This window comes from Paenibacillus sp. 05T425, from assembly GCF_056396205.1.
Window position 1 is genome coordinate 294,068 of record NZ_JBFTLA010000009.1, and the last position, 23,345, is coordinate 317,412.

A 23,345-nucleotide genomic window follows, 5' to 3' on the forward strand; every position below is an offset into this window, starting at 1 on the left:
GCCAATACCATACCTAAATAACTGGAATTACTCCTTTTATTTTCGAGGCTGTAGGCCATTTCGGAGTAATAACTGGAAAAATTCCCGTTAATATCAGGCCTATCTGCAAATCGTCGCCATAGTGGAAAAATTAACGCCGGAAAACGGAGCTATTTCGTTCTCAAACCTAATAATTCTGAAATTAACGGGAGGAATTCCCGTTATTGATAACCCCACAATAAAGAGGCTGCCCATAAGTACGCTTATGGTGCAGCCTCTCCCTTTAAACCAACCTATTATTTTTTCAAATGATACGGAACGGTCGTTACGATCACGTCTTTGCGATGAAGCAGATTGGCTCGAATCATGAAGCTGGTCTGGTTGTGCAAAATATTATGCCAGCCCTTCTTCGGAATGAACTGCGGGATGACAACCGTCACCTGATAGTTCGACTCGCTTGCCTTACGCTGAACGGTATCGACGAACTTGAGCAGCGGATGGATGATCGTTCGATATGGCGAGTGGAGCGTCACCAACCTTACGTCAGGCATAAACTTCTCCCACTTCTCCTCGAATGCCGCTTCATCCTCCCGCTCGAAAGGAATGTACACCGCAATAATCTGTTCGGCTTTCAGCGACTTCGCGTAGTTGATCGAGTTCTCGACGACATGCGTAATGCCGGCTACCGGCAAAATAATGACGTTGCCCTCTATCGCAACTGGAGGCTCGCAGGTCGCCAGACGCAGCTGCTCCCCTACCGCTTCATAATGCTTCTTAATCCGCATGAACAAATAAATGATTAGCGGCAAGAATATGAGAATCGACCATACTTGCTCGAACTTCGTTAGGAAGAACATCATCGTGACAACGAAGCTAATGAGTGCGCCCGTCGCATTAATGATAAGCTTCGTTACCCAACCCTTCGGCTTCTCGCGAATCCACTTCACGATCATGCCCGTCTGCGACAGCGTGAACGGGATGAACACGCCTACCGCATATAGCGGGATGAGATGCTCCGTCTGCCCGTGGAACGTAATAATGAGGATGATGGACAGTACGCCCAAAATAATAATGCCGTTCGAGTAACCGAGCCGATCGCCCCTCACCGTGAACATGCGCGGAATGAACTTATCCTTCGCCAAATTCACCGCAAGCAGCGGGAAAGCCGAATAGCCCGTATTAGCCGCAAGAATGAGAATTAGTGCCGTCGTGCCTTGAATGAAATAATACATAATGTTGCGTCCGAACGTCTCTTCGGCGATCTGCGATACGACCGTCACTTCCACCTTTGGCGAAATCCCGTAATAATAAGCGAGCCATACGATACCGGAAAATAACACCGCAAGCAGCGCTCCCATCGCAACCAACGTCTTCGCCGCATTGTTCGGAGCAGGATCCTTGAAGTTCGGAATCGCGTTCGATATCGCCTCAACGCCCGTCAGTGCCGAGCTGCCCGATGCGAAAGCACGCAGCAGCAAGAACAAGCTAATACCCGCAACCGGCGTGCCAAGCGGCGGATGCAGCTCCGGCGATACGTGACCGGTAGCGATGTTGTAGATACCGACGCCGATCATGATGAACAGCGCCAGCACGAACAAGTACACCGGATAAGAGAGAATCGAAGCCGATTCCGTCACGCCCCGTAAGTTCAATATCGTGATGAAGATGACGAAGATCACCGCGATCAGAACTGTGTATTCGTGCAGGCTGGGAAAAGCCGACGTAATCGCGTCGGTTCCAGCCGATACGCTTACCGCAACGGTCAATATATAATCGACCAGCAGCGCGCCGCCTGATATGAGCCCCGGGAACAGGCCGAGATTTTGTTTCGATACAACATAAGCGCCGCCGCCATGCGGATAAGCGAAAATAATTTGTCGATACGATAAAATTAATGCCGTCAATAAAATCAATACGCCAATTGCAATCGGAACAGAATACCAGAACGCCGCTACGCCAATCGTCATTAGCACAAGCAGAATTTGTTCCGGACCATAAGCAACCGAAGATAATGCGTCCGAAGACAGAATAGCGAGCGCCTTCGTCTTAGCGAGCTTCTGCTCGCCTAGTTCCTTCGACTTGAGCGGTCGACCGATTAATAATCTTTTGATTGAAGCTAACATGCTGTCACCGCCGTCAATGAATGGTTTTCCTTAAAAAAGAGCACAACAAAAAAAGCCGCAGGGAAATCCCCGCGGCTATAAGACGAGCCGTAGTTGATTCACCTCTCCATACACGCTTACAAGGTTAGCTGACGGATTCGGGCGTTTAGAGTCGCCCTACCTCGAGCGCGCCTTCATAAAGGCAGCGACTCTCGGATTCACCCCGGCGACGTAGCAAGCTTTCGCTTATGCTGCGCGTCGCGATTGGTTCCCCTGCTTTCCGCTTCGAGAGCGGAAACTCAGCGATCGTGAATATATATTTTAGTGCATTACGATCATAGTCCTCTGGGAATGGAATGTAAACCAACGTTTTCGCTCAAATAACGTTAAAAAAGCGATAGAAAATCCATGAATGCGCATACATGACCGCAAGACGTGGCGCACGTCCCTGCTTTGCGCATTTTAATCGTTCAATCGCCACAATATCCGCTACACCCTTGATAATAATTAATTTATTAGACAACCGGGAAAGCAAGCGAGAATTCCGCTCCGCCATCTTTGCGGTTAGACGCTGTAATATGGCCGCCGCAGCGCTCGACAATCGCACGGGCAATCGCGAGCCCAAGCCCGCTTTCGCCGTCCTTGCCCTTCACGAAGCGATGGAATAAATACGGCAACAATTCCTCGGGAATGCCATTTCCGTCGTCGGATATCGACAATTCGACATGTCCCTTGCTGACGGCTGCGTGAATATAAATATGCTTGTTTGCATGGCGAACCGCATTGGACGAAATATTAAGCAGCGCCTGGAGCAGCTTATCCCGATCAGCCCTCACGAGCAGCTCTTCATGCTCATCGACCGATGGATGTAGGGACAGCTCTTTCTTAACCAACATCGGGTTCACGCGTTCGATCGTTTCGATAAGCAGTTCCTTGAGGCTGACCACTTCCGGTTCATAAATATCTTCCTCGCTGTCGAGCTTGGCGAGCAGCGTCATTTCCGTTACGATGTTTTTCAATCTTGCGCTCTCGCTTAATATGATGTCCAGTCCCTTATTAATGGATTCACCCTCGAATATGCCGTCCCGAATACCTTCCGTATATCCCGCAATGGACATTAACGGCGACTTCAGCTCATGCGAGGCGTTCTGGAAAAACTGCTTCTGCGCTCGGCTGAATCGATTCAGCTCTCCGGCCATTTCATGCACCGTACGCGCTACCGAGCCAATCTCGCCGCTTGCCTTCACAAGCTGCACGTCGGCGAACTGTCTGCCTTTCACCTTCGTCAGCTCTTCCTTCAGCCTCATTAACGGCTTAATAAGCTTTCTCGTAATGAGATGGCTGAGCACAAGCATAAGTACGCCGCCAATCGCGAATACGAGGAGCAGCCGTCCGAGCAGCGCCCGCTCGATTTCTTCGATTTTGCTGACGGAGGTCAGAAGCGTAAGCTTCCCTTGAGGGACGCTGGTGACGCTGGAAATATAACGGCTGTCGGTTCCGTCCCATATTTTTTGCAAGCTTACGGAATCAAGGTTCTCTACGGTCACCGCGCCTGCCACCGTTGCCTCCAGCTTGGCTGACGGCTGCAGTTGAAAGGAAACGGAAGGTGTAAATTCTCCTGCTTTCACATCTACATAATTGCCTTCCGCATCCGTCACAATGGCAGCTATGCCAGCCGCGGTCACAGGCGTAAGCGTCACGGATTCCGAAGCTACCGTCCCTTTATCGATCGATGAAACGGCCGACAACGTCGTAAAATGCTCAAGCGATTTCGTTATTTCGGCACTGACCTGAGCCATGTCCTGCTTCTGAGCGACCATGAAGTGATCCAGCAGCACATAATGAATAAGCACCGCAGTGATGGACAACACAATGACGAGCGCGACTCCAAAGGCAATATTGATTTGGTGGACAAGCTTCATCTATTCATTCACGCTCCGTTCCGTTCGCATGCGGTAACCGTGTCCCCACACGGATTCAATGGGGAGATGCTCGATTTTTTTGCGGATGCGTTTGATTAAATGATCGACAGCACGGTCGCTGCCGAAATAATCGTCGCCCCATACAAGCATTAACAGGTCGGATCTAGTGAAGGCGCGATTGGGCTGCTCGATGAACACTCTCAACATCGTAAACTCCTTGCTGGTCATCTCGACCTCCTCCTCTTGCCAGAACACGCGCCTCTCCTCCGGAAGCAGCGCCAACTCGCCTAGCTCCAGTCGCGATTTGGACTGTGCTGCGGTTAAAGCTCCTGACGGATTGCCGTCCTCGACTTGATTCCGTTTATACCAACGCTTCAATTGACGATTAACCCGGGCCACCAGCTCGCGCGGGCTGAACGGCTTCACCATATAATCGTCGCCGCCAAGCTCCAAACCTAATATTTTATCGACCTCCGTGTCCTTGGCCGAAATCATAATAATAGGCACCTCCGCTTCGTTGCGGATTCGTCTGCACAGCTCGTAGCCATCCATGCCCGGAAGCATAATATCGAGCACCCATAGATCGGGCGGGCTTGTCCGCCATAGCTCCAACGCGTCCTCGGCCGTTTCAAGACCAACCGTCTCATACCCTTCCTTGCGCAAATACATTTCCACCAGATGGCGTATATGTTGATCGTCGTCCACGACGGCGATGCGATATTCGGTGATTGAAGCGTTCAATTTCATACCCCTCCACACAAGCCTTAGATGTAACAAGTATACCAAGCAGGCCTGGCCAATGGGGGCGTGCCATCGTTTTTCCACAAATACACCAACGTTATGCCACACTCGTCCTTTACTGTTAGAGCTGTAAGACAAACCGATTAGGAGAGTGAACCGATATGAACCACAAATTAGTTATTTCAAGAGCCGTCCTGTCATCCGCCTTGCTGCTGAGCGCCATTGCCGCTCCAACCTTGTCGAGCGCAGCCAGCGCCGGCGACAACCAAACAACGGTTTACGACACGAAGCACCAGCTGGCCACGCTGACCAAGGCAAGCTCGGTTGAAGCCGCTTCCGTCGTGTACAGCTTCAATAACCCCGTAGAGCTCGCCGAGCAATATGCGCCGGAGACGGTGCGGGCTTGGAAGAAAGCGCTGGAGCAATATGAGAAGCATGTCGGGACAACGGCTTCGTTCAAGAGCTCTACGCTCTCCGTTGAGGCTTTACCTGCACCTGCGGGGGAAGTAGCCACATTTAACATCAAAGACGGCATCCAGCTCACCAATATCGAAGAAGGCACGGTTGCGCTGCAATCCGTGAACGCTTCGGGGTCTGCTACAGAGGTTGAGCCTCTCGAACTTGCGAAGGCTGATAGCACTCCGATTAAGTTGGAAGCCGTGCAATTGAACGAGGGTGTTGCAAATATGAGCTTCACCGTCGGCGAAGCCGTTGAAGTCGCGGGAACTACGGCTGCTATTACAGCGGCGGGCGATGCTGACATGTCGTTCATTCGTGCCGAGATCGGTCTGGCGAAGGCCGTTCAGGCCGATGACGCAGAGGAAATCAAGCTGGCGTTGAGCAAGCTGCTGGAGCAATACGAAATTCAAATCGCAGAGTGGGAAGCGGCTGTTACGAAGTAACGCCGGGATTGCGAGCATGTCGATAAAAAGGTTAGAAKAACATACAGAGAGAAAACATTCGGACGTGAAGAGGCTGCCCATCGGGCAGCCTCTTCTTCCTACCAATACAATCGCCAATCCGTCATTAGCCTCGCAAGCGCCTCGAAGTAAAAGTAATCGCCCCAGATCGTGCACTCGTCGATGCCCATCCCTCTTGGCTTATTGTAGACCGCGTGCATCAAGACGCCATTCGAATGCGGATAATCCTTCGTCGTATAGCGTTTGGCCAACGACGACAGCATGCTTAGAGCGGCGTTATAATAGTGCTGTTTGTCAGGATCGTCTACCGGGAGCTGCTTCGCAAGCTCCAGCAAACCGCAGCATGCGATGGCCGCCGCGGAGCTGTCCCGCTCCTGCTCTATGCCTTCCGTGAAGATCAAATCCCAATAGACGATTCCGTCCTCGGGCAGTCGCGAAAGGAAGTAATCAGCCAGCGACTTCGACACTCCGATCAGCGACTCATCCTTCGTATACGCATAGCTCAGCATGAACCCGTATATACCCCAAGCCTGACCGCGCGCCCAGCAGGAGTCGTCGGCATAGCCTTGATGCGTATTGCCGTACTTCGGCGCTCCGGACAACACGTCCATATAGTACGTATGGTAAGATGTATGATCGGGACGGACGAGATAAGCGGCTGATTGCTTCACATGGGATCGCGCCATATCCGCATAACGCGCATCGTCCGTCTCTTCCGACGCCCAATACAGCAACGGCAAGTTCATCAAGCAATCAATGATCATTCTGCCGCACTGCTCGGGATCGTCCAGATCGCCCCATGCTTGAATGATTCCGGCCGCTGGAAAATACCGTTCCGCCAGCAGCTCGGCAGCTTTAAGCGCCATATCTCTAGCTTCCTTGCCGCCGGTTACCCGATAGCTCGCGACGGCAGACAAACTGTACAGAAATCCGAGATCATGGGTCTGGATCGCGATCCGCTCTTCGACCCGGCGCTTATAGCTCGGAAGCTGGCACTCGGCCGCCTYGCGATACCGGACTTCGCCGGTCAGCTCATACGCCAGCCATAGCATGCCCGTGTAGAAGCTGGCCGTCCAATCCTCGTTCACTATGGCGGGATAGACCAGTCCCTCGCTTGCCGGAGCAGGGAACAGTTCCGTGAACCGGGAAAGATTCTGATCCAGCTTCGCCAGCACGAACTTCGCCGCTTCCTGAAGCCTTTCTAGGTCTGATGCCGTCAACGAATGCGTCTGCGTCACGCTCCCTCGCCTCCCTTCTTCTTCACGAGCGACAGCTCGATCCGCAACGGGCTTCCCGACAGATGAAACCGCAGAAACGCCAGCTGCTCCTGGATCAGCTTTACTTGCACGCCTTCCGAGCTGCCGCTTAATTCGTAACCATTCAAGTCATCCCAATAGGCCAATCCGAACGGAATCGGCTTCCAATGGCCGATCTCGAACACGAGCCGAATATGATCTTCCATCTTCTCGTATTCGGTTACGAATACTTGCGGAAGGTCCTCCTGGAACTCGTCGTTCATATTCCCTTTGCCGATATAGCTGCGCAGCCTGTGCGGCCTGCTCTCCCCTTGAACGAACGACATTTGGCACTCATGGTCGTAGTAGAGGAAGGTCGTCGGCCAAGGCCCGCTCGCCGTACCGCCAAGCGTCATCGTATATTCGTTGACCGCGGGTCGAATCTCCGTATCGTGGGTCAGCATATACGCAGGGGCAGTCACTTCGTTATGCGCATGGTACAGCTCAATGGCTTTAGGGAGCGTCGTAAGCGTGACCGGATAGCTGGCAACATGCGAGAAGAACAGGTCGAGCATGCCCGCGCAGCCTTCGACGTCCGCAGCGGGAAATACCTTGAATCGGTCGGTATATTCCATCTCGTGAGCCTCCTGCTGCTGCAGAAAAAACACCTGATCATTATGCGCCGTATTGTCGAGGTAATCCTGGAATAGCTTTTTCCAATATTCTATATCGTTGCCCGTGCACAGGCCTGCGCGTAACACATCGTTCGGATCGGTGGAGTAGACGACGGGACTGCCCGAATGATACGTCGCGTTCAAGTCGCGCGCCGTCCACTCGCAGGCCACGATCTTCCCTTTGCCCGGATGCGGCGCTTTATATCGGCTGCCGTCGACGTACCAGGATCCCCATGGAATCCCTTTATGGGTAATGCCGTCCCACCAGACCTGCTCCCAGCAGTAGCCCCACATGCCTTTGAAATCCATCTCCTCCAACACTTGAATGAGCTCGTTGTATATTTTTCCCCGCGCCGCGACCTTCGTCTTCGCCCATGGGAAAGCTTCCTCCACGATCCGCCAGTCCCGCTCGAGTGCTTGCTTGAACTTCTCCTTCGACATGCCGGTATCCTCGATGAAAAAAGGACATTGCAGGATGACATCGTCGCCGAAGCGCTCGTGCCAATCCGTGATTCGCTCCGCAAGAACAGGCACGGAACTGCCGTTCACGATCCACGTGACGGGAATGCCGTGCTTGTGCGCAAGCTCGGCCGTCAGTTCGATGCCATCGACGGCTGTGCCCTTCCCCCAAGGCGTATCGTAATGCGACGCATAGCTGACGAACGTATAGATCAAATTTTCCGGTCTCAAGCCCTGCTCCCCCTTCATGTTGTCTGGCAAACAGAAGGGCGGCCGGAAGCCTTCGTTATAAGGAACGAAGCTCCCTGCCGCCCCATACCGACTGCTTACTTCTTGTTCTCCGCCCACCAGGCGTCGATTTGCGCTTGCAGCTCCGTTTGAATCTTCTCGATGCCTGCCGCTTTCAGCTTGGTATTGCGTTCTTCGAGTAGCTTAGCCGGATTTTTCACCGCGCCGGTGAAGATCGATTTGTACTCGGTTACGACGGCCGTAATTTGCGTAATTTCGTTTTTCACTTTCGCGTCGTCGAATACAAAGCCCATAAGCGGGAAACGCTTCGCCTCGTTATTGAAATTCTCCCAGTTAATATACAGATCGTCCGGCTGGCCGGGCTTCAGGTAGTTCAGCATTTGGTTGCCGATGACCCAGAACAAGCCGCTTGTGCCGTAGCCGGAATCGGCAATCGGTTCGATACGGTTGTCGCTGACCTTGTTGTAGTGCTTTCCTTCGATGCCGTTGACGATCAGGTTGATTACGTAAGGATCGGTGTGCAGGTAGTTAAGCACCATCATTGCACGGTCCGGATCCTTCGACGTTCTCGAGATGCCGAACATCGAGCCTGCGGCAAGATCCGTCGTGACGATCGGCTCTTCGACCACATGCGATACGTATTCGTTGCCGTTGTTATCGGCGTTCTGAAGATCGATGTCCGCGCCCGGCTTCCACGTCGCCGACTGCATCCATACTTTGTTCTGCTTCCGAAGCTCGCCGACTTCCGACGTGCTCGTGCCCGAGTCGGAGTTGACGTAGCCCTTCTCGTAAAAGTCCCGGTACAACTCGATTTCGGCTTTGTTGATGTCGACGATTTCTTGATCGAGAACCGACTTGACCTTCATGTCGGTCGACGTGTAGTCGAGCAGAAACATCGGCGTTTTGCCCGGAGTCGGACCGATCGGGCGGTAGTTGGAGCGCGTCTCGTACATCATGAAGCCGCTCGAGAAGTTGCCGGAGCCGCCGTTCAGGAACAAGTTCGTCATCTCCGGATTGTCTTGCTTCACCTTCTGGAACCAAGGCTCAAGGTCCGCTACCGTTTGGATCGTGTCGATCGGAATATTGTATTTCTCCACGAAGTCTTTGCGGTACGTGAACGCTTTGCCTTGCGTAATTTCTTTGTTCGTCGGAATCGCGTACAGCTTGCCTTTGAAGCGAGGCGCTTCGAGATACAGCGGATTGAGACGCTCCTTGATGCCTTGACCGTACTTCTCGAGAAGATCGTCGAGCTCGAGGTACGCGCCTTTCGTCACGTTGCCGAAGAAGTTCAGCCAGGAGGCCGCGAACACGAGGTCCATTTTCTCGCCCGTATTCATCATCAGCTCCGTGCGGTTTTTGTAATCGCTGGAAGCGATCGGCTGCAGCTTGACGGTTGCGTTGATTTTCTCTTTGAAAAACTTGTTGAGCTCCTCTTCGACGAGCGCGTCGTCCTTCTGCGGCGTGCCGAAGTACGTAATGGACACCTCATACGGCTCGAGCTTAGGCTCCTCAGATTCGGCGGGCTTCGCCGTCTCGGCCGGTTTGTCGGTGCCGTCGGCAGGAGCCGCGGTCGGATCGTTCTTCGACCCGTTGCCCGAGCAAGCCGATAGCACCATCGATAAAGCGATTACAATTGCGAGCATTAACATAAGCGGTTTTTTTTGCGTCATTGCTGTTAACCCTCCTATATTTGTTATTATAGCAATCGTTCGGCAGCTCCGGTTAGAGCTGCGGAACGCGAGTGCCCGATTCGTTGAGCCGGCGCTGCGCGGTTAGCCTTTGATCGCGCCGACCGTAAGCCCCTTGACGAAATATTTTTGAAAAAAAGGATACACAAGCAGGATCGGCCCCATGCCCACGACGGCCATCGCCATCTGAAGCGATTCGTTCGGCAGGTTGTTCATCAGCTCCGGATTTTGCGCGGCCATCTGCACGTTCGATCGCAAGTACTGCACATCGTTCAGCACGCGCATCATTAAATATTGCAGCGGGTACTGCTCCTCGGTGCGGATGAACAGCAGCGCGTTGAACCAATCGTTCCAGAATGCGATCGTGCCGAGCAGCGCCATCGTCGCCATGACGGGCAGCGACAGCGGCAGCACGATGCGGAAGAAGATCAGCAGCTCGCCCGCGCCGTCGATTCTGGCCGATTCGATGAGCGCGGGATGAATCGTGCTTTGGAAGAACGTGCGCATGATGATAACGTTGAACGGAATAATCAGCAGCGGCAGGACGAGCGCCGCATACGAATCGAGCAAACCGATACCCTGCGTGAAAACGATGTATTTGCTCACCACTCCGCCGCTGAACAGCATCGTGAAGAACAGGAAAAAAGTGAAGAAGCCGCGAAACGGATAGTCGGCCCGGGAAATCGGGTAGGCGTAGAGCGCCATCAGCATAACGCTGAGCGTCGTGCCGATCGCCGTGACGCCGATGCTGATCGCATACGCGCGGGCTATCGTCGAATAATCTTTGAATAAGCTCTCGTAAGCGATGGCCGACCATTCGCTCGGCCAGAAGCTGTAGCCGATGTTAACGAGCGAATCGTTATGGGTCAGCGACACGATGACGACCAGCACGACCGGCAGCACACAGGCGAGAGACAGTAGGATGAAGCCGACGTTCAGCAGAACGTTCGTGAACGAACTGATCGTATTTTCGCGGCGGCTTGTTGTAGTGCTCATCGGAATCACCTCAAGTTAATGCCCTAGAAGAGGGCCTGCTCTTTATTGATTTTGCGCACGGCCGAATTTGTAGCAATGACCATGATAAAGCCCAGTACGGATTGAACGAGTGCGGCCGCGGAAGACATCCCGATATCGTTCAGCTCGATCAGCACGCGGTATACGTAAGTGTCGACCGTGTCGGTTACGGGGTACAGCGCCCCTGAATCCATCGGGACCTGATAGAACAAGCCGAAGTCGCTGTTGAACACATGCCCCATCGAAAGAATCGTCATGATGATGATGATCGGTTGGATCGAAGGAAGCGTGATATGAATCGTTTGCTGCCATTTCGTCGCGCCGTCGATGACCGCCGCCTCGTAATATTCGGGGTCGATGCCGGCGATGGCCGCGATATAGATGACGGCTCCGATGCCAACGCCCTTCCATGCATTCACGATCGTCAGGATAAACGGCCAATATGCCTGCTCGGAGTACCAGGACACTTTATCCTGACCGAACAGCTCGAGAATCGAGGCGTTCAGGAAACCTTTGTCGGGATTAAGAAACGCGTACGCCAGGTAGCTGATGACGATCATCGACAGAAAGTAAGGCATGATGAGAAACGTCTGATAGCCTTTGGCCAGCAGCTTTCCTCTCAGCTCGTTGATGGCGACGGCAATTCCGACCGATAGGATGAGATTGACGACCATGAAGGCCAAGCTGTACGTTACCGTATTTCTGGCGATCCTCCACAGCGAATCGGACGTGAACAGAAACGTGAAGTTATCGAAGCCGACCCACGGGCTCCTCCAAATGCCGTCGATGTAGTTGATGTTCTTAAAGGCGATGAACACGCCGAACATCGGCAAATAGTTGTTGAGGATAAGCACGATTACGGTAGGAATCATCATGAGCGTCAAATATCTGAACTTCCACAGCGAGTGGAAAAACAGTGCCGGTCCCGTCTTTCGTTGTCTTAGCAAACCCGCTCCCCGGGTTTCCGTTATGCGGTTCATTAGGACCACCTCCTCTCTGTTGATCTCAGTATAGAGCGGCGCCCTTACCAAGACGATGATCTATTCCTGACAGAGTGTGATGTAAAATAAACTTGGTTTGCAAACGCAAAAAAACTCCGGACGGTTGCCGGAGCTTCTCTTCAATCGCCATTATTGCTGGGCAGGAAAACGGATAACGGCTTTGATTCCGCCGCCCTCCCGCTTCTCGTAGCGCAAGCCGTAAGCCTCGCCGAAGTGAAGCCGGATTCGCTGATGGACGTTACGAATGCCATAGCCCTTGTCGTCGAGTGCGCCATGGACAATGTTGTCCAGCCGTTCCATATCAACGGGCAAGAAGCCGTTGTCTTCTACGATCATCTCGATCTCATGGTCCGCTTGCCGAATGCGGATCCATATTTCCCCTTCCCCATCCATGCTGCTTACCCCGTGAAAAATCGCGTTCTCGATCAAAGGCTGCAGGATCACTTTAGGCGTCTTATACGTTCTCGCCGCCTCGTCAATATCCCAGTGAACCTCGAACTTGTCGGGGTACCGCTTCATTTGAAGTCTGCTGTAAGCCATCACATGCTCGATTTCCTCGTCGATCGTAATAACGGTTTTGCCCTTGCTCAGACCGATTCGAAGCAGCTTGGACAGATCCTTGACCATGTCCCCGACATCCTTGTTGCCGCTGTCCAGCGCATACCAATAAATCGAGTCGAGCGTGTTGTACAGCAGATGAGGCGTGATCTGGGAATGAAGCGTCGCAAGCTCATTTTCCTTCTGCTTGATCTTAATGCCGTAGTTTTCTTCGATGGAATGATCCAATCTTGTCGTCATGCGGACGAAGGCGCCGTACAGAATGCCGAATTCGTCGGCGCGCATCAGATCGCCATCGGCGTTCAGCTTTTTGCCCGGCTCGTATAGCTTCGTAATGGATACGAGCCGCGCGAGAGGCTTAACGATCAAACGCAGCAGATACAGCACGAAGAAAAGCACAATGGCCAAGTAAATGGCCGATACGACCATGATCAACCACTGGAACGCCGTCTGATTCCCCGTAATCGATGCCAGCGGAATGCGGTAGACGAGCCTCGTGTCGAAAGCGGTGCGGTGTGAGTAGGCGTATAGCCACTTCTGTCCGTCCTCGCTCGCGAAGTAATAGCCCTCTACGTCGTTATGCGCTTGCGCCGGTATGTGCGTCATTTGCTCGCTTTCCGAGGAATCCGACTGCATGAGCAGCTCGTCGTCGCCGTTGAACAAATAAATGCCGGCATTGTCCTGCAGCTGCACCGATACAAGATCTCTGGTCAGCAGAACCTCTAGCTTCGAAACGACGAGAAACCCGATCGCATCCGTGTACGCCTCGGGGTTCAATATGCTTCTTACGAAAACAACGGACGGCGTTCCGCTCTCCGTCTTGACGGACTGAAGCGTGCCGCCCCCTCCTTCTCTCTGGGAGCGCTCCGCCCACGCCAGCTGCTCGGTGCCGTTTCTGGCTACGTACTTGAATCCCCGTGTTTTGTACGACAAATCGAACGGAGGATTTCGTCCCGCCGTATTTTTCATATAAAGCGAATATTCGGTTCCGTCCGAGGACCACGTCTCCAGAATGTCGTCCGCTTTCCGAATATCGCCTAGCGTCTCGATTCTCGTCCAGAAGCGGTATTGTTCCGGATCGCTGAAGAAGTGGTTGTCGAGCAAGGTCACCGTCTTGTCGTTGACGGAGGACAACGTCTTCTCGATCGTGACGTGATTCTGCTTCACGAGCTGCAGCGTCGTCCTGCCTACCTCGTCCCTCATCGAATCGGAAGCTTTGTATGCCGAAATCCAGCCGATGATCAGGAACGGCCCGACGATGAACAGGACGAATGCAAGTGTCACTTTAAATTTAAGTCTCAGCCCGCTCCCCCCTGACCTTCCTTGCGGTATTCAGCCGGGCTTACGCCGGCGTAACGCTTGAACATGCGGCCGAAATGCTCCGGCGATTCGTATCCGACCTCGTACGCGACCTCGTACCGCTTCTTGTCCGTCGTAGCGAGCAGCCGTTTTGCCTCCTCGATCCTAAGCTCGGTTACATAATCCCATACGTTCTTCTTCATTTCCTGCTTGAACAGGTAGCTGAGGTACGCCGTACTGAAATGCACCTCGCTCGCGATATCCTGTATCTTCAGTGCCGGATTGCGGAAATGCAAGCGGATATAGCCGGCGATCCTTGCCAATATGGACTGATCCCGCTCCTTGACGAGCTGCTTGACGACGATTGCCGTCTCCTGAATGTATTCATGCAGCATTTGCAGCTTCTGCTCGCCGTCCGCGCCGCGAAAGTACGTATCCGGATCGAAACGCTGCAGCGAAATCCCGTTCGAATGTCCGTATTCCAGCACCAAGCCGTACAGTCTATAGACCAGCATGCCGAAATAGCTGTTGAACAGCTCCTCTTTCTTGGCCAACTCCTTCAGCGGACTGATCACCGAGTCCGAACCGACAGGCATCGTCTGATCGAAGCTCGCTTTCAGCAGCGCGATAAAATCGTCAACCTTAGCCATCCATTCGACGATGGTCACGTTCTCCCGAGCGATTACGTCTTCGTAATAGAACACCTTATGGTTCGGATGAATGTTTTTCCACTCTGCGGCTGTATTCGCCTCTTCCATCAGCTTGGGCAGCATGAACACGTCTGGGTGTAGGGTGCTCATCCCGACTGACGCTTCCACATTCAAAAATTGCTTCAAATTCATCGGCACCATCTGCCCGATCAGATGCAGCTGCGATCTCAAGTCGAATCGCTGGCTCTCGTTCTCTCGTTCATTTAACTGAATGATGCCGATAAGCTCATTGCCGAAGCCGTTGAACGCCAGACCGTTCCATTCCGACAGGCTCTCTTCGACAATGTTGACAGACGCGTACTTTAGCAGCTTGCGATCCTGCAGCGATATTTCACGATTGCTGAACCCGCCGCGGTTCAGATCGAGCCGGATCGACACGACGCCGAAATAATGACCGCTTAGCTGTCCCCCAGCTCGACCATCAGCTCGGCATAATCCTTCTTCGTCAAGCTGCGCTCCGTTACCAGCTCCATCAGCAGCTCGTTGCGGCTGACGCTGTTCGACTTCTCCTTGTCGGCCTGCCTCTGCCTCTTGGACAGCTCCAGCGATTGCTTGCCGATTTCCTCCCGCTCGTTCAGCACTTTGCGAACGACGCGCAGCAGATCCTCCTGCTCGACCGGCTTCACCAAGTAATCCCTCGCCCCTAAGCGCAACGACTTCTTTGCAAAATCGAACTTCTCGTGAGCGGAAATGACGATGACGGGAAGATGGGGCTGCTCCATATAGATCGTCTCCATCAGTTCAATCCCGCTCATTCTGCTCATCTGAATGTCAGTCAATACGAGATCGAAGCTGTCCATGCGCAAATAGTCGATCGCTTCGAATCCGTTGAGCGCCGTCTCGACGCATGTTATATGAAGATCTGAGCCGAGCAGGAAATTTTTGATTCCCGTGCTTACGCGCGGCTCGTCGTCTACGACCAATATTTTGTACATAGTAGCGCCTCCGCCCCCAGCAGATTCTCTTCGCTGCTTCGTTACTTACAGTCTAATGAGAGCGCTTTGCTTTAGCAATGATCTATACTAGCGGAAATGTGATGTATATGCATCCGTGTCTGTCAACTTTTATGAAAATATTTAAGCGATCTTAATAGTTCTTAATGTTTTCTTTCCGGATTATTTAATTCCGCTCCCTATAATCAAGGGCAAGCTCGGAATTCGAGAGGAGAGAAAATAATTAATGACCATTCAACATATAGCCGTTCTGTTCGGAGGAAAGTCTACGGAGTACGGGGTGTCGCTGCAATCGGCCGCGTCGGTGATCGACCATTTGGACCGCTCCAAATACGCTGTCATTATGCTTGGAATTACGCGTGAAGGCGCTTGGTATCGATATAACGGAAGCACCGATGAGATCAGGAACGATCGCTGGCATTACCATGCAAGCTGTATCCCTGCCTTCCTATCGCCTAGTCGTTCTATAGCTGGAATCGTCGAACTGACTGGCACTGAATATCGAACCGTATCTGTTGACGCCGTCATTCCTGTTCTTCATGGGCGCAATGGCGAGGACGGAACCGTGCAAGGGCTGCTAGAGCTGTCAGGCATACCTTTCATCGGGTGCGATACAATGTCATCAGCAATAAGTATGGACAAGGCGATAGCGAGTACGCTCGTTCGCGCTGCGGGCATTCAGACAGCCGCCTCGGTTACTGTATGGGAGAGTGAGGATTGGGAGGCGGCAGCGGGCGAAGCGATGAAGCTTGGTTTTCCTTTGTACGTGAAGCCTTCCAGATCCGGTTCGTCGTTCGGCATTACGAAAGCTTATGATCTTGCAGCTCTGCTTCAAGGCATTCGGGAGGCATTCTCCCATGATGGCAAGGTTATTATCGAGCAAAATATCGACGGTTTCGAGGTTGGCTGCGCGGTGCTTGGCAGCGGAGAAGAACCGTTCATCGCCGAGATCGACGAGATCGAGCTGGCGGGCGAGTTTTTCGATTATGACGAGAAGTATTCGCTGCGCACCTCGCAGATTCGCCTTCCTGCCCGATTGGAGGCAGGAATCGCCGAACAAGTGAGGGCCGCGGCGCAAATCATCTACAAGACGCTTGGCTGCTCGGGTCTCTCCAGAGTGGACATGTTCGTCACGAACGATGGCCGTATCGTGTTCAACGAGGTCAATACGATGCCCGGCTTCACCGCGTCCAGCCGATACCCGAACATGATGCGGCATAGCGGCGTATCGTATCCGCAGCTGATGGACCGGCTTATCGAGCAAGCCATCGCCGGAAAGGAGCGCGCACGATGACACCTGCGACTATGTTCAACCTGGACAACAGTCTGATTCATACCGGACACCTCGTGCTCGTGAATAGAGAGCATCCGGTCGCCTCGCCGCCGTACGCCGATCAGCTTGCTCCTGTCGTGTCGGTGCTTAGAGCGAGCTCAGAGGAGCGAAAGCCGCAGCTGGAACGGACATGCCTGCGGCAACTGGAGCTATGGCTATCGGCAAGCGGCTTATCAGACCGCATCGGGATCGTCAGCGGCTATCGCACCCGTGAACAGCAGCAGCAAATCTACGACCGTTCCTTGGTGGAGAACGGTTATGACTTTACGGCAAGCTACGTCGCATTGCCGGACCGAAGCGAGCATCAGACTGGACTTGCCGTCGATCTTGGCGAGCTGAGCGGCGAGGTCGATTACATTCGCCCTTCGCTGCCCGACCATGGCGAATTCGCTGCCTTCAAGAGCATGGCGGCCGCCTTCGGCTTCATACAGCGCTATAAGAAAGGCTTCGAAGCGGTGACAGGCATTGCAAGCGAGCCATGGCATTATCGGTATATCGGTGTTCCGCATTCATTGATTATGGAGCGGCATGATTGGTGCTTGGAGCAATATCTTGCGTATATGAAACGATTCACGGCGGACAATCCTTACGAGCATTGGAGCGAGGGGAAGCTAACAGCAGAGGTGTTCTACGTGAAAGGCAGCCATTCGAGGAGTATTGAAATTCCGATGAGAAGCGATGCCTCCGGATATGAATGGTCGGGCAACAACAGGGATGGCTTCATCGTTACCATCATGCATGAACGGGAACGGATTCCGTCGTGATCACCGCGCAGCGCAGCCGCTCGGGCGGGGCTGGAATCAACATCGATTGGTTCAAAATCGTAGCCGCCTTGCTCGTCATAGCTGTCCACACCGGTCCGCTTATGACGTACAGTCCGGATGCCGACTTTCTGCTGACCGGCATCGCGGCGCGTATCGCCGTCCCTTTCTTTTTCATCGCTTCCGGTTATTTCTTTTTCCTCAAAAAGATGAACGATGAGAGCAATCGAAATTCCAAATCGTTGCATCGATATGCGCTGAGAACGGGTAAACTTTATGTAATTGCAATTATAATCTATATCCCGATTAATGTTTATGCGGGCTATTTTTCAGCGGCGGAAGCCGGATTCAGCTGGGCGGGATTGACCAGCGATCTGATTTTTAACGGAACGTTTTATCATCTATGGTATTTGCCCGCTTCGATCTTGGGAATGTACATCACTTATGCGCTCTATAATCATCTGTCGCTGAAGGGAATGCTGATTGCAGCTGCCGGTCTATATGCGATCGGACTGCTCGGCGATAGCTACTACGGTCTAACGGCTACCAATGATACGTTGTTGAAGTTGTACGATGTCATGTTCACTTTGTTCGATTACACGCGTAACGGGATCTTTTTCACTCCATTGTACTTCGCTTTGGGCGCCTTGGCGGCGTCTCGTCGGACAGCAGCGGATACGCAGACTGCTGGTTGGCGAAAGCCCCTTTCGTTTAGGGCTAATGCCGCTTGGTTTACGGTGTCTATCGTCTTGATGTTTGCCGAAGGCATTATACTAAGAGGTCTAGAATGGCCGCGCCATGACAGCATGTACCTGACTCTCGCTCCCGCCGTCTACTTCCTGTTCCAATGCCTGCTAACGGGTAAAAACTGGCTTGGGATCGGCAAGAGCGCCGGATTGTATATGAGACAGCTCAGCACTTGGATTTATATATTGCATCCTGCGATCATCGTCATCGTTCGGTTCGGGGCAAAAACAGCGGGGCAAACCGAACTGCTCGTTACGAACAGCTTGGTTCATTATTTGACTGTCGCTCTGTTGTCCATCTTGGCTTCGATGATCGCAGTTTACGCGGAGGAGAGGTTGCCTCTTATTCGCGGACGCAATAAAGAAGCTGTTAACGGGCATGCTGTTCACCGCGCCTGGGCGGAGATCAGCCTTCCGAACTTACGGCATAACTTGTCCGAGTTAAAAGGAGTTCTTCCCGATTCTTGTGCAGTTATCGCCGTTGTGAAGGCGAATGCCTATGGACACGGCAGCGTCCGTATCGCCCGGCACTTGAATGCGCTCGGCATCAAGCAGCTCGCGGTCGCCGAGATCGAGGAAGCGATCGAATTAAGGAAGCATGGCGTGAAAGGCGATATTCTCATATTGGGATACACTTCCCCTCGTCGGGCGGGCGATCTTAAGCGGTACAAGCTGACCCAGACGCTCGTAAGCGAGGAATACGGCAAGCAGCTGGACGCGTGCGGCAAGGCGCTGAACGTGCATGTGAAGATCGATTCCGGCATGAATCGGCTCGGCGTACCGCATGACGATACAGAAAGCTTGCTCGCCTGCTACAAGTTCAAGCGTCTTAACGTGACCGGCACGTTCAGCCATCTGTCCGTATCGGACAGCCGGAAGCCGGAGCATGTGACCTTCACGCACCGTCAATTGCAGCGGTTCGATCATGCGATGAGCCTCATTCGCGCCGCCGGCTTCGACCCCGGAATCGCTCATATTCAGAGCAGCTATGGGCTATTGAACTATTCGTCCTGCCTGTATGAGGCGGCTCGTCCCGGCATTGCCCTATATGGACTTATGAGCAACGAAGACGATACGCCGCTGGCGCGGGTCGACTTGCGGCCCGTCCTTTCCTTGCGAGCGACGGTAACGCAGGTCAAGGCTGTCGAAGCGTACAGCCCCGTCGGCTACGGTCATTCATATGTCCCTAATCGCGACGTACGGATCGCAACGATCTCGATCGGTTATGCGGATGGCATCCCACGGGAGTTATCCGAACGCGGCGGTTATGTACTAATCCGCGGTCAGCGGGCCCCGATCAAGGGGATCATCTGCATGGATCAGATGATCGTTGACGTCACCGGCATCGAGGAGGCGCAGCAAGGCGACACCGCAACGTTGATCGGGCATGACGGCGACGAGCTGATCACGGCCGGCCAGCTCGCGAAACGCTGCGCAACGCTGACCAACGAAATCGTGAGCCGCCTCGGCAGCCGAATCACCCGCGTATATGCACACGAGGGCTGAGGTTGACGGTTAGTTGTGGAAGCTTGCTATCCGAGTAATGCTTGCTGATTAGGCCCTTCTCGCTCTGCCTATGTTGGATATTTGCATCATAATGCTGCAAATATCCAATATAGCTCGTCCGATACAACCATATGTTGAAAAGTTACTGCCATTATCCAACATAGCGCCGAATGACCTGCCATGCCCAAAACTAGTCAAAAAAAAGCCCGAGCCGCATGCAGCTCGAGCTTCTTGGTATAGGGAGTTAATCGTTAAACGGACTGACGGCAATGCTTTCTACAACAATTGCGCCTTTGCCGCCCGTCAGGCGTATCGTATTGTCACTGCCCGCTTCCAGCTTAACCGTAATCGTAACCGCTTCGCTGAACGTTTCCTCGCTGCCCGTGGACAACGCGTTAAGCAGCGAATAATCGTTACCGTTAACAGTGAGATGCAGCTTGGAGAGTCTTTCCGCTGTCGCATACCGAACATGAATAGCCGCGCGACCGCCAGAGCCGCCGTCTACCTGTTCAAACTCGAAATATGAGCCTTCCGCCTGCAACTGCGAGATCACATTCACACCCTGCTTATTGCGCTCCAGTGCAGCGCCGCCGCCTAGCTTGCTCGTTTCCGCCGCATACACCTTACGGTTCGGATTCGGAAGCGGCGCAGGACCGACAGGCGTAATATCGCCTTTCGTCTGGATTACCGTTTGAATCGTACCGTCTTCATTAAAGTACAAGCAGTCGATGCACATGCTGCGCAACGTGCCTTGGCCCGATATTTCTTGATTGTGATAGAACAGATACCATTGGCCTTTGTACTCGGCAATCGATCCGTGAGTCGTCGAGCAGCCCGTAGGCTCCAGGAATATTCCCCGGTACGACCAAGGACCAAGCGGCTTATCGCTTGTGGCATAGCGCATGCAGTTGTTGCCTTCTAGATTGTCGGCGTACATCATGTAATAAAGGCCTTCGCGCTTGAATACCCATACCGCCTCATGAAAATCCTCAAGCCCTTCCATATCGCGCATGCCGTCCTTAAGCGACATCATATCGTCGTTAAGCTCTCCGCCTGCGCATCTGCTTCCGCCGCCATAGTACATATATGCGCGTCCATCGTCATCGACCAGCACGCTTGGATCAATCATGGCGAAGCCGCCCATGCCTTCGATATATCCGCGATCGACGAAGCCGCTCGCCGGCTTGTCGCTGGTTGCGACGCCCATTTTCCAAGTCTGATTCCATTCGGAGCCGCTAGGATGCGGGTAATAGAAGTAATAGGTGCCGTTCTTATAAGCCGCGTCAGGCGCCCACATGAAGCCGCCTTCCGGCCGTCCCCATGCAACGTCATCAGCCCGCAATATCTCGCCCTCGTCCGTCCAGTTCACCATATCCTCCGAGGAGAAGACGTGGTAACGGTCCATCAGATCGCAGCCTCTCGCCGGATCCATGTCATGGGATGCATAAATATATACTTTGCCGTCTTCCCATACATGGGCGGACGGATCTGCCGTAAAAATCGATGTAACAATCGGGTTCGACGATACCGTCTTCACGTTCGTTTCTGTGTAGCTACTGCTCATTTCATGATCCTCCCTGCAGCTCGAATAACAACATGTTTACTCCAGCATAACGCGCAAGGCCCAAACGCCGCCATGAGACGATCTTAAATTAAATAGTCGATTTAAAAAGGATCTGTCACGCACACTCATGTCAGAATAGTTGACAACAACTCTGCTGCTGATTACTATGTAATTAATCTATTTCATTTAAACTCTCACTCATATGCAGTTCGTATAACCTCGATAATCGGTTCGGGGGCTCTACTGGGATCCGTAAAAATCCTAACTACGAACGTAATGCCCTCTGCTGGGTATTGCGCTCGCGGTTAGGATTTTTTTCATTTAAAAGGAGGTTTGTAAGATGGCAACGCTATTAATCCGCAATGCGCGCAACATCATTACGATGGATGCCGATCGCAACACCTATCCTGGCGGCAGTCTGTACGCAGACGGGCATGAAATCAAAGCAATCGGTCTCGATATCCCTTACGATACGGCCGATACCGTCATCGATGCTGCGGGGAAGATTGTATACCCCGGCCTTATTAATACCCATCATCATTTATACCAAACGTTCACTCGCAATATACCGTGGGCGCAGGACGTCGAACTATTCGACTGGCTGCTAACGCTCTACGATATTTGGCGCCATATGCGCCCGGAGGACGTTTATTTGAGCGCGATGGTCGGCCTCGGTGAATTGCTCAAGACCGGCTGCACGACGGCTTCCGACCACTTCTACTGCTTTCCTAACGGAATATCCGGAGAGCTGATCGACGAGGAAATCAGAGCTGCCGCCGAGCTTGGCATCCGTTTCTTCCCTACGAGAGGCTCCATGAATCTTGGCCGCTCGCAAGGTGGTCTTCCGCCCGACGAGGTGACGCAGTCGATGGTCGTTATTCTGAAGGATACGCAACGCGTTATCGAGTCGTATCATGATGCATCGAAGTTCGGCATGGTGCGCGTCGGGGTCGCGCCTTGCTCCCCGTTCTCCGTTTCCGAAGATTTATTGCGGGAATCAGCTGTATTGGCGCGGAGCTATAAGGTGCGCATGCATACCCATTTGGCGGAAACAAAGGATGAAGAGAACTTCTGCCTCGCGACGAAGGGACTTCGCCCGCTCGACTATATGGAGCGAGCAGGCTGGCTCGGCAACGACGTCTGGTATGCGCACGGCATACACTTCAACGATGGCGAGATTCACCGCATGGGCGCATGCGGCTGCGGGGTCGCACATTGCCCAAGCAGCAATATGAAGCTGGCATCGGGCATCTTCCCGCTCGCGGATATGCTGAAAGTAGGCGTCCATGTCGGGCTCGGCGTCGACGGCTCGGCGTCCAACGATGCTTCCAATCTGCTTGGCGAGGTGCGCCAAGCTTACTTGCTGCACAAGCTTAGCGCAGGCAAGCAAAGTCCAACCGCCGCCGAGAGCCTATGGCTCGGGACGGTCGGCTCCTCCCGCGTGCTCGGCTGGGAGGATGCCATCGGCTCTCTCGAAGTCGGCAAGGCTGCCGATCTCTTCATGATCGATACCCGCAAGCTCGAATACGCCGGCGCGTTGTTCGACGATACCGCCTTGCCCGTCGTCACAGGCATTAGCCAGAACGTCGATATGACCGTCGTCGGCGGCAAAGTCGTCGTGAAGGACGGACAGCTCGTCCATGTGAACGAGCAGCGTCTAGCCGTATCGGCGCAAGCAGCCGCGCTCCGCATGCTGGAAACGGCAGCGAAGCATACAGGCGCTAACTATTATAAGCAGCGCGGCCGCGGGTGATTGGATTTTATACAGGCTAATAAGCGCTTTGTTGCGGAATGGTGGGAATGGGTGGATTAGAGGACGGAATAGGCCATTTGATTGGACAGAATCCACTCAAATGCGAAGGTTGCGAGACATGGCAGTATCCCGGTCAATATAGGAAAACGGATTGGCCATATAATACGAAGGGCCCCAA

General features: G+C 53.3%; 17 protein-coding genes and 2 riboswitches. Of the genes, 5 read left to right on the top strand and 12 right to left on the bottom strand.

Translation table 11 applies throughout. The features are described from left to right. Window positions 1-275 precede the first annotated feature (275 nt). The 3 genes from AC1DF0_RS21820 to AC1DF0_RS21830 form a co-directional block, all read right to left on the bottom strand. On the bottom strand, window positions 276-2,102 hold the full coding sequence (locus AC1DF0_RS21820; protein WP_442048415.1) for an APC family permease: 1,827 nt from the start codon (window positions 2,100-2,102) through the stop codon (window positions 276-278). A gap of 97 nt (window positions 2,103-2,199) precedes the next feature. Further along, window positions 2,200-2,396, bottom strand: a riboswitch (cyclic di-AMP (ydaO/yuaA leader). Between the two features lie 200 nt (window positions 2,397-2,596). Beyond that, window positions 2,597-4,003, bottom strand: coding sequence for a sensor histidine kinase (locus tag AC1DF0_RS21825; RefSeq protein WP_442048414.1), 1,407 nt, complete (start codon window positions 4,001-4,003; stop codon window positions 2,597-2,599). Next, window positions 4,004-4,672 (bottom strand): response regulator transcription factor, encoded by a 669-nt coding sequence (locus tag AC1DF0_RS21830; protein WP_477575321.1) that lies wholly within the window; start codon window positions 4,670-4,672, stop codon window positions 4,004-4,006. A 233-nt stretch (window positions 4,673-4,905) separates the two neighbouring features. On the opposite strand from AC1DF0_RS21830, the gene AC1DF0_RS21835 reads away from it, so the two are divergent. After that, on the top strand, window positions 4,906-5,646 hold the full coding sequence (locus tag AC1DF0_RS21835; protein WP_442048413.1) for a hypothetical protein: 741 nt from the start codon (window positions 4,906-4,908) through the stop codon (window positions 5,644-5,646). Between the two features lie 98 nt (window positions 5,647-5,744). On the opposite strand, the gene AC1DF0_RS21840 is transcribed toward AC1DF0_RS21835, so the two are convergent. The 8 genes from AC1DF0_RS21840 to AC1DF0_RS21875 all read right to left on the bottom strand — a co-directional run bounded on the left by AC1DF0_RS21840 (window position 5,745) and on the right by AC1DF0_RS21875 (window position 15,486). Next, window positions 5,745-6,902: a glycoside hydrolase family 88 protein gene (locus tag AC1DF0_RS21840; protein ID WP_477575302.1), complete on the bottom strand. Its 1,158-nt coding sequence runs from the start codon at window positions 6,900-6,902 to the stop codon at window positions 5,745-5,747. Beyond that, window positions 6,899-8,263: a hypothetical protein gene (locus AC1DF0_RS21845; RefSeq protein ID WP_477575303.1), complete on the bottom strand. Its 1,365-nt coding sequence runs from the start codon at window positions 8,261-8,263 to the stop codon at window positions 6,899-6,901. The genes AC1DF0_RS21840 and AC1DF0_RS21845 overlap by 4 nt, the downstream gene beginning before the upstream one ends. Window positions 8,264-8,358: 95 nt before the next feature. Further along, entirely contained in the window at window positions 8,359-9,951 is a 1,593-nt protein-coding gene (locus AC1DF0_RS21850; protein WP_442048410.1) for an ABC transporter substrate-binding protein, read from the bottom strand. 102 nt (window positions 9,952-10,053) lie between these two features. Continuing rightward, window positions 10,054-10,965 carry a carbohydrate ABC transporter permease gene (locus AC1DF0_RS21855; RefSeq protein ID WP_442048409.1) on the bottom strand — a complete coding sequence of 304 codons (912 nt, stop codon included), beginning with the start codon at window positions 10,963-10,965 and terminating at the stop codon, window positions 10,054-10,056. A 23-nt stretch (window positions 10,966-10,988) separates the two neighbouring features. Further along, window positions 10,989-11,963, bottom strand: a complete 975-nt coding sequence (locus AC1DF0_RS21860) for an ABC transporter permease (protein WP_477575304.1) — start codon at window positions 11,961-11,963, stop codon at window positions 10,989-10,991. Window positions 11,964-12,113: 150 nt separating this feature from the next. Further along, window positions 12,114-13,826, bottom strand: coding sequence for a sensor histidine kinase (locus tag AC1DF0_RS21865; protein WP_442048407.1), 1,713 nt, complete (start codon window positions 13,824-13,826; stop codon window positions 12,114-12,116). Between the two features lie 14 nt (window positions 13,827-13,840). Beyond that, window positions 13,841-14,929 (bottom strand): helix-turn-helix domain-containing protein, encoded by a 1,089-nt coding sequence (locus AC1DF0_RS21870; protein ID WP_477575305.1) that lies wholly within the window; start codon window positions 14,927-14,929, stop codon window positions 13,841-13,843. A gap of 20 nt (window positions 14,930-14,949) precedes the next feature. After that, on the bottom strand, window positions 14,950-15,486 hold the full coding sequence (locus tag AC1DF0_RS21875; protein ID WP_477575306.1) for a response regulator: 537 nt from the start codon (window positions 15,484-15,486) through the stop codon (window positions 14,950-14,952). A gap of 244 nt (window positions 15,487-15,730) precedes the next feature. On the opposite strand from AC1DF0_RS21875, the gene vanG reads away from it, so the two are divergent. From vanG to vanT, 3 genes are read left to right on the top strand one after another with little or no spacing between them, the layout of a single operon-like run. Further along, window positions 15,731-16,798: a D-alanine--D-serine ligase VanG gene (vanG, locus tag AC1DF0_RS21880; protein WP_477575307.1), complete on the top strand. Its 1,068-nt coding sequence runs from the start codon at window positions 15,731-15,733 to the stop codon at window positions 16,796-16,798. Next, entirely contained in the window at window positions 16,795-17,601 is an 807-nt protein-coding gene (locus AC1DF0_RS21885; protein WP_442048404.1) for a D-alanyl-D-alanine carboxypeptidase family protein, read from the top strand. The genes vanG and AC1DF0_RS21885 overlap by 4 nt, the downstream gene beginning before the upstream one ends. After that, on the top strand, window positions 17,598-19,850 hold the full coding sequence (vanT, locus tag AC1DF0_RS21890) for a serine racemase VanT catalytic subunit (protein ID WP_442048403.1): 2,253 nt from the start codon (window positions 17,598-17,600) through the stop codon (window positions 19,848-19,850). Before AC1DF0_RS21885 ends, vanT begins: the two co-directional genes overlap by 4 nt. Window positions 19,851-20,094: 244 nt before the next feature. On the opposite strand, the gene AC1DF0_RS21895 is transcribed toward vanT, so the two are convergent. Further along, window positions 20,095-21,414 carry a family 43 glycosylhydrolase gene (locus tag AC1DF0_RS21895; protein ID WP_477575308.1) on the bottom strand — a complete coding sequence of 440 codons (1,320 nt, stop codon included), beginning with the start codon at window positions 21,412-21,414 and terminating at the stop codon, window positions 20,095-20,097. Between the two features lie 189 nt (window positions 21,415-21,603). Next, window positions 21,604-21,702: riboswitch (purine riboswitch) on the top strand. A 52-nt stretch (window positions 21,703-21,754) separates the two neighbouring features. Between AC1DF0_RS21895 and AC1DF0_RS21900 the strand changes: the two genes are divergently transcribed. Then, window positions 21,755-23,167, top strand: coding sequence for an 8-oxoguanine deaminase (locus tag AC1DF0_RS21900; RefSeq protein WP_442048401.1), 1,413 nt, complete (start codon window positions 21,755-21,757; stop codon window positions 23,165-23,167). Window positions 23,168-23,345: the final 178 nt, after the last annotated feature.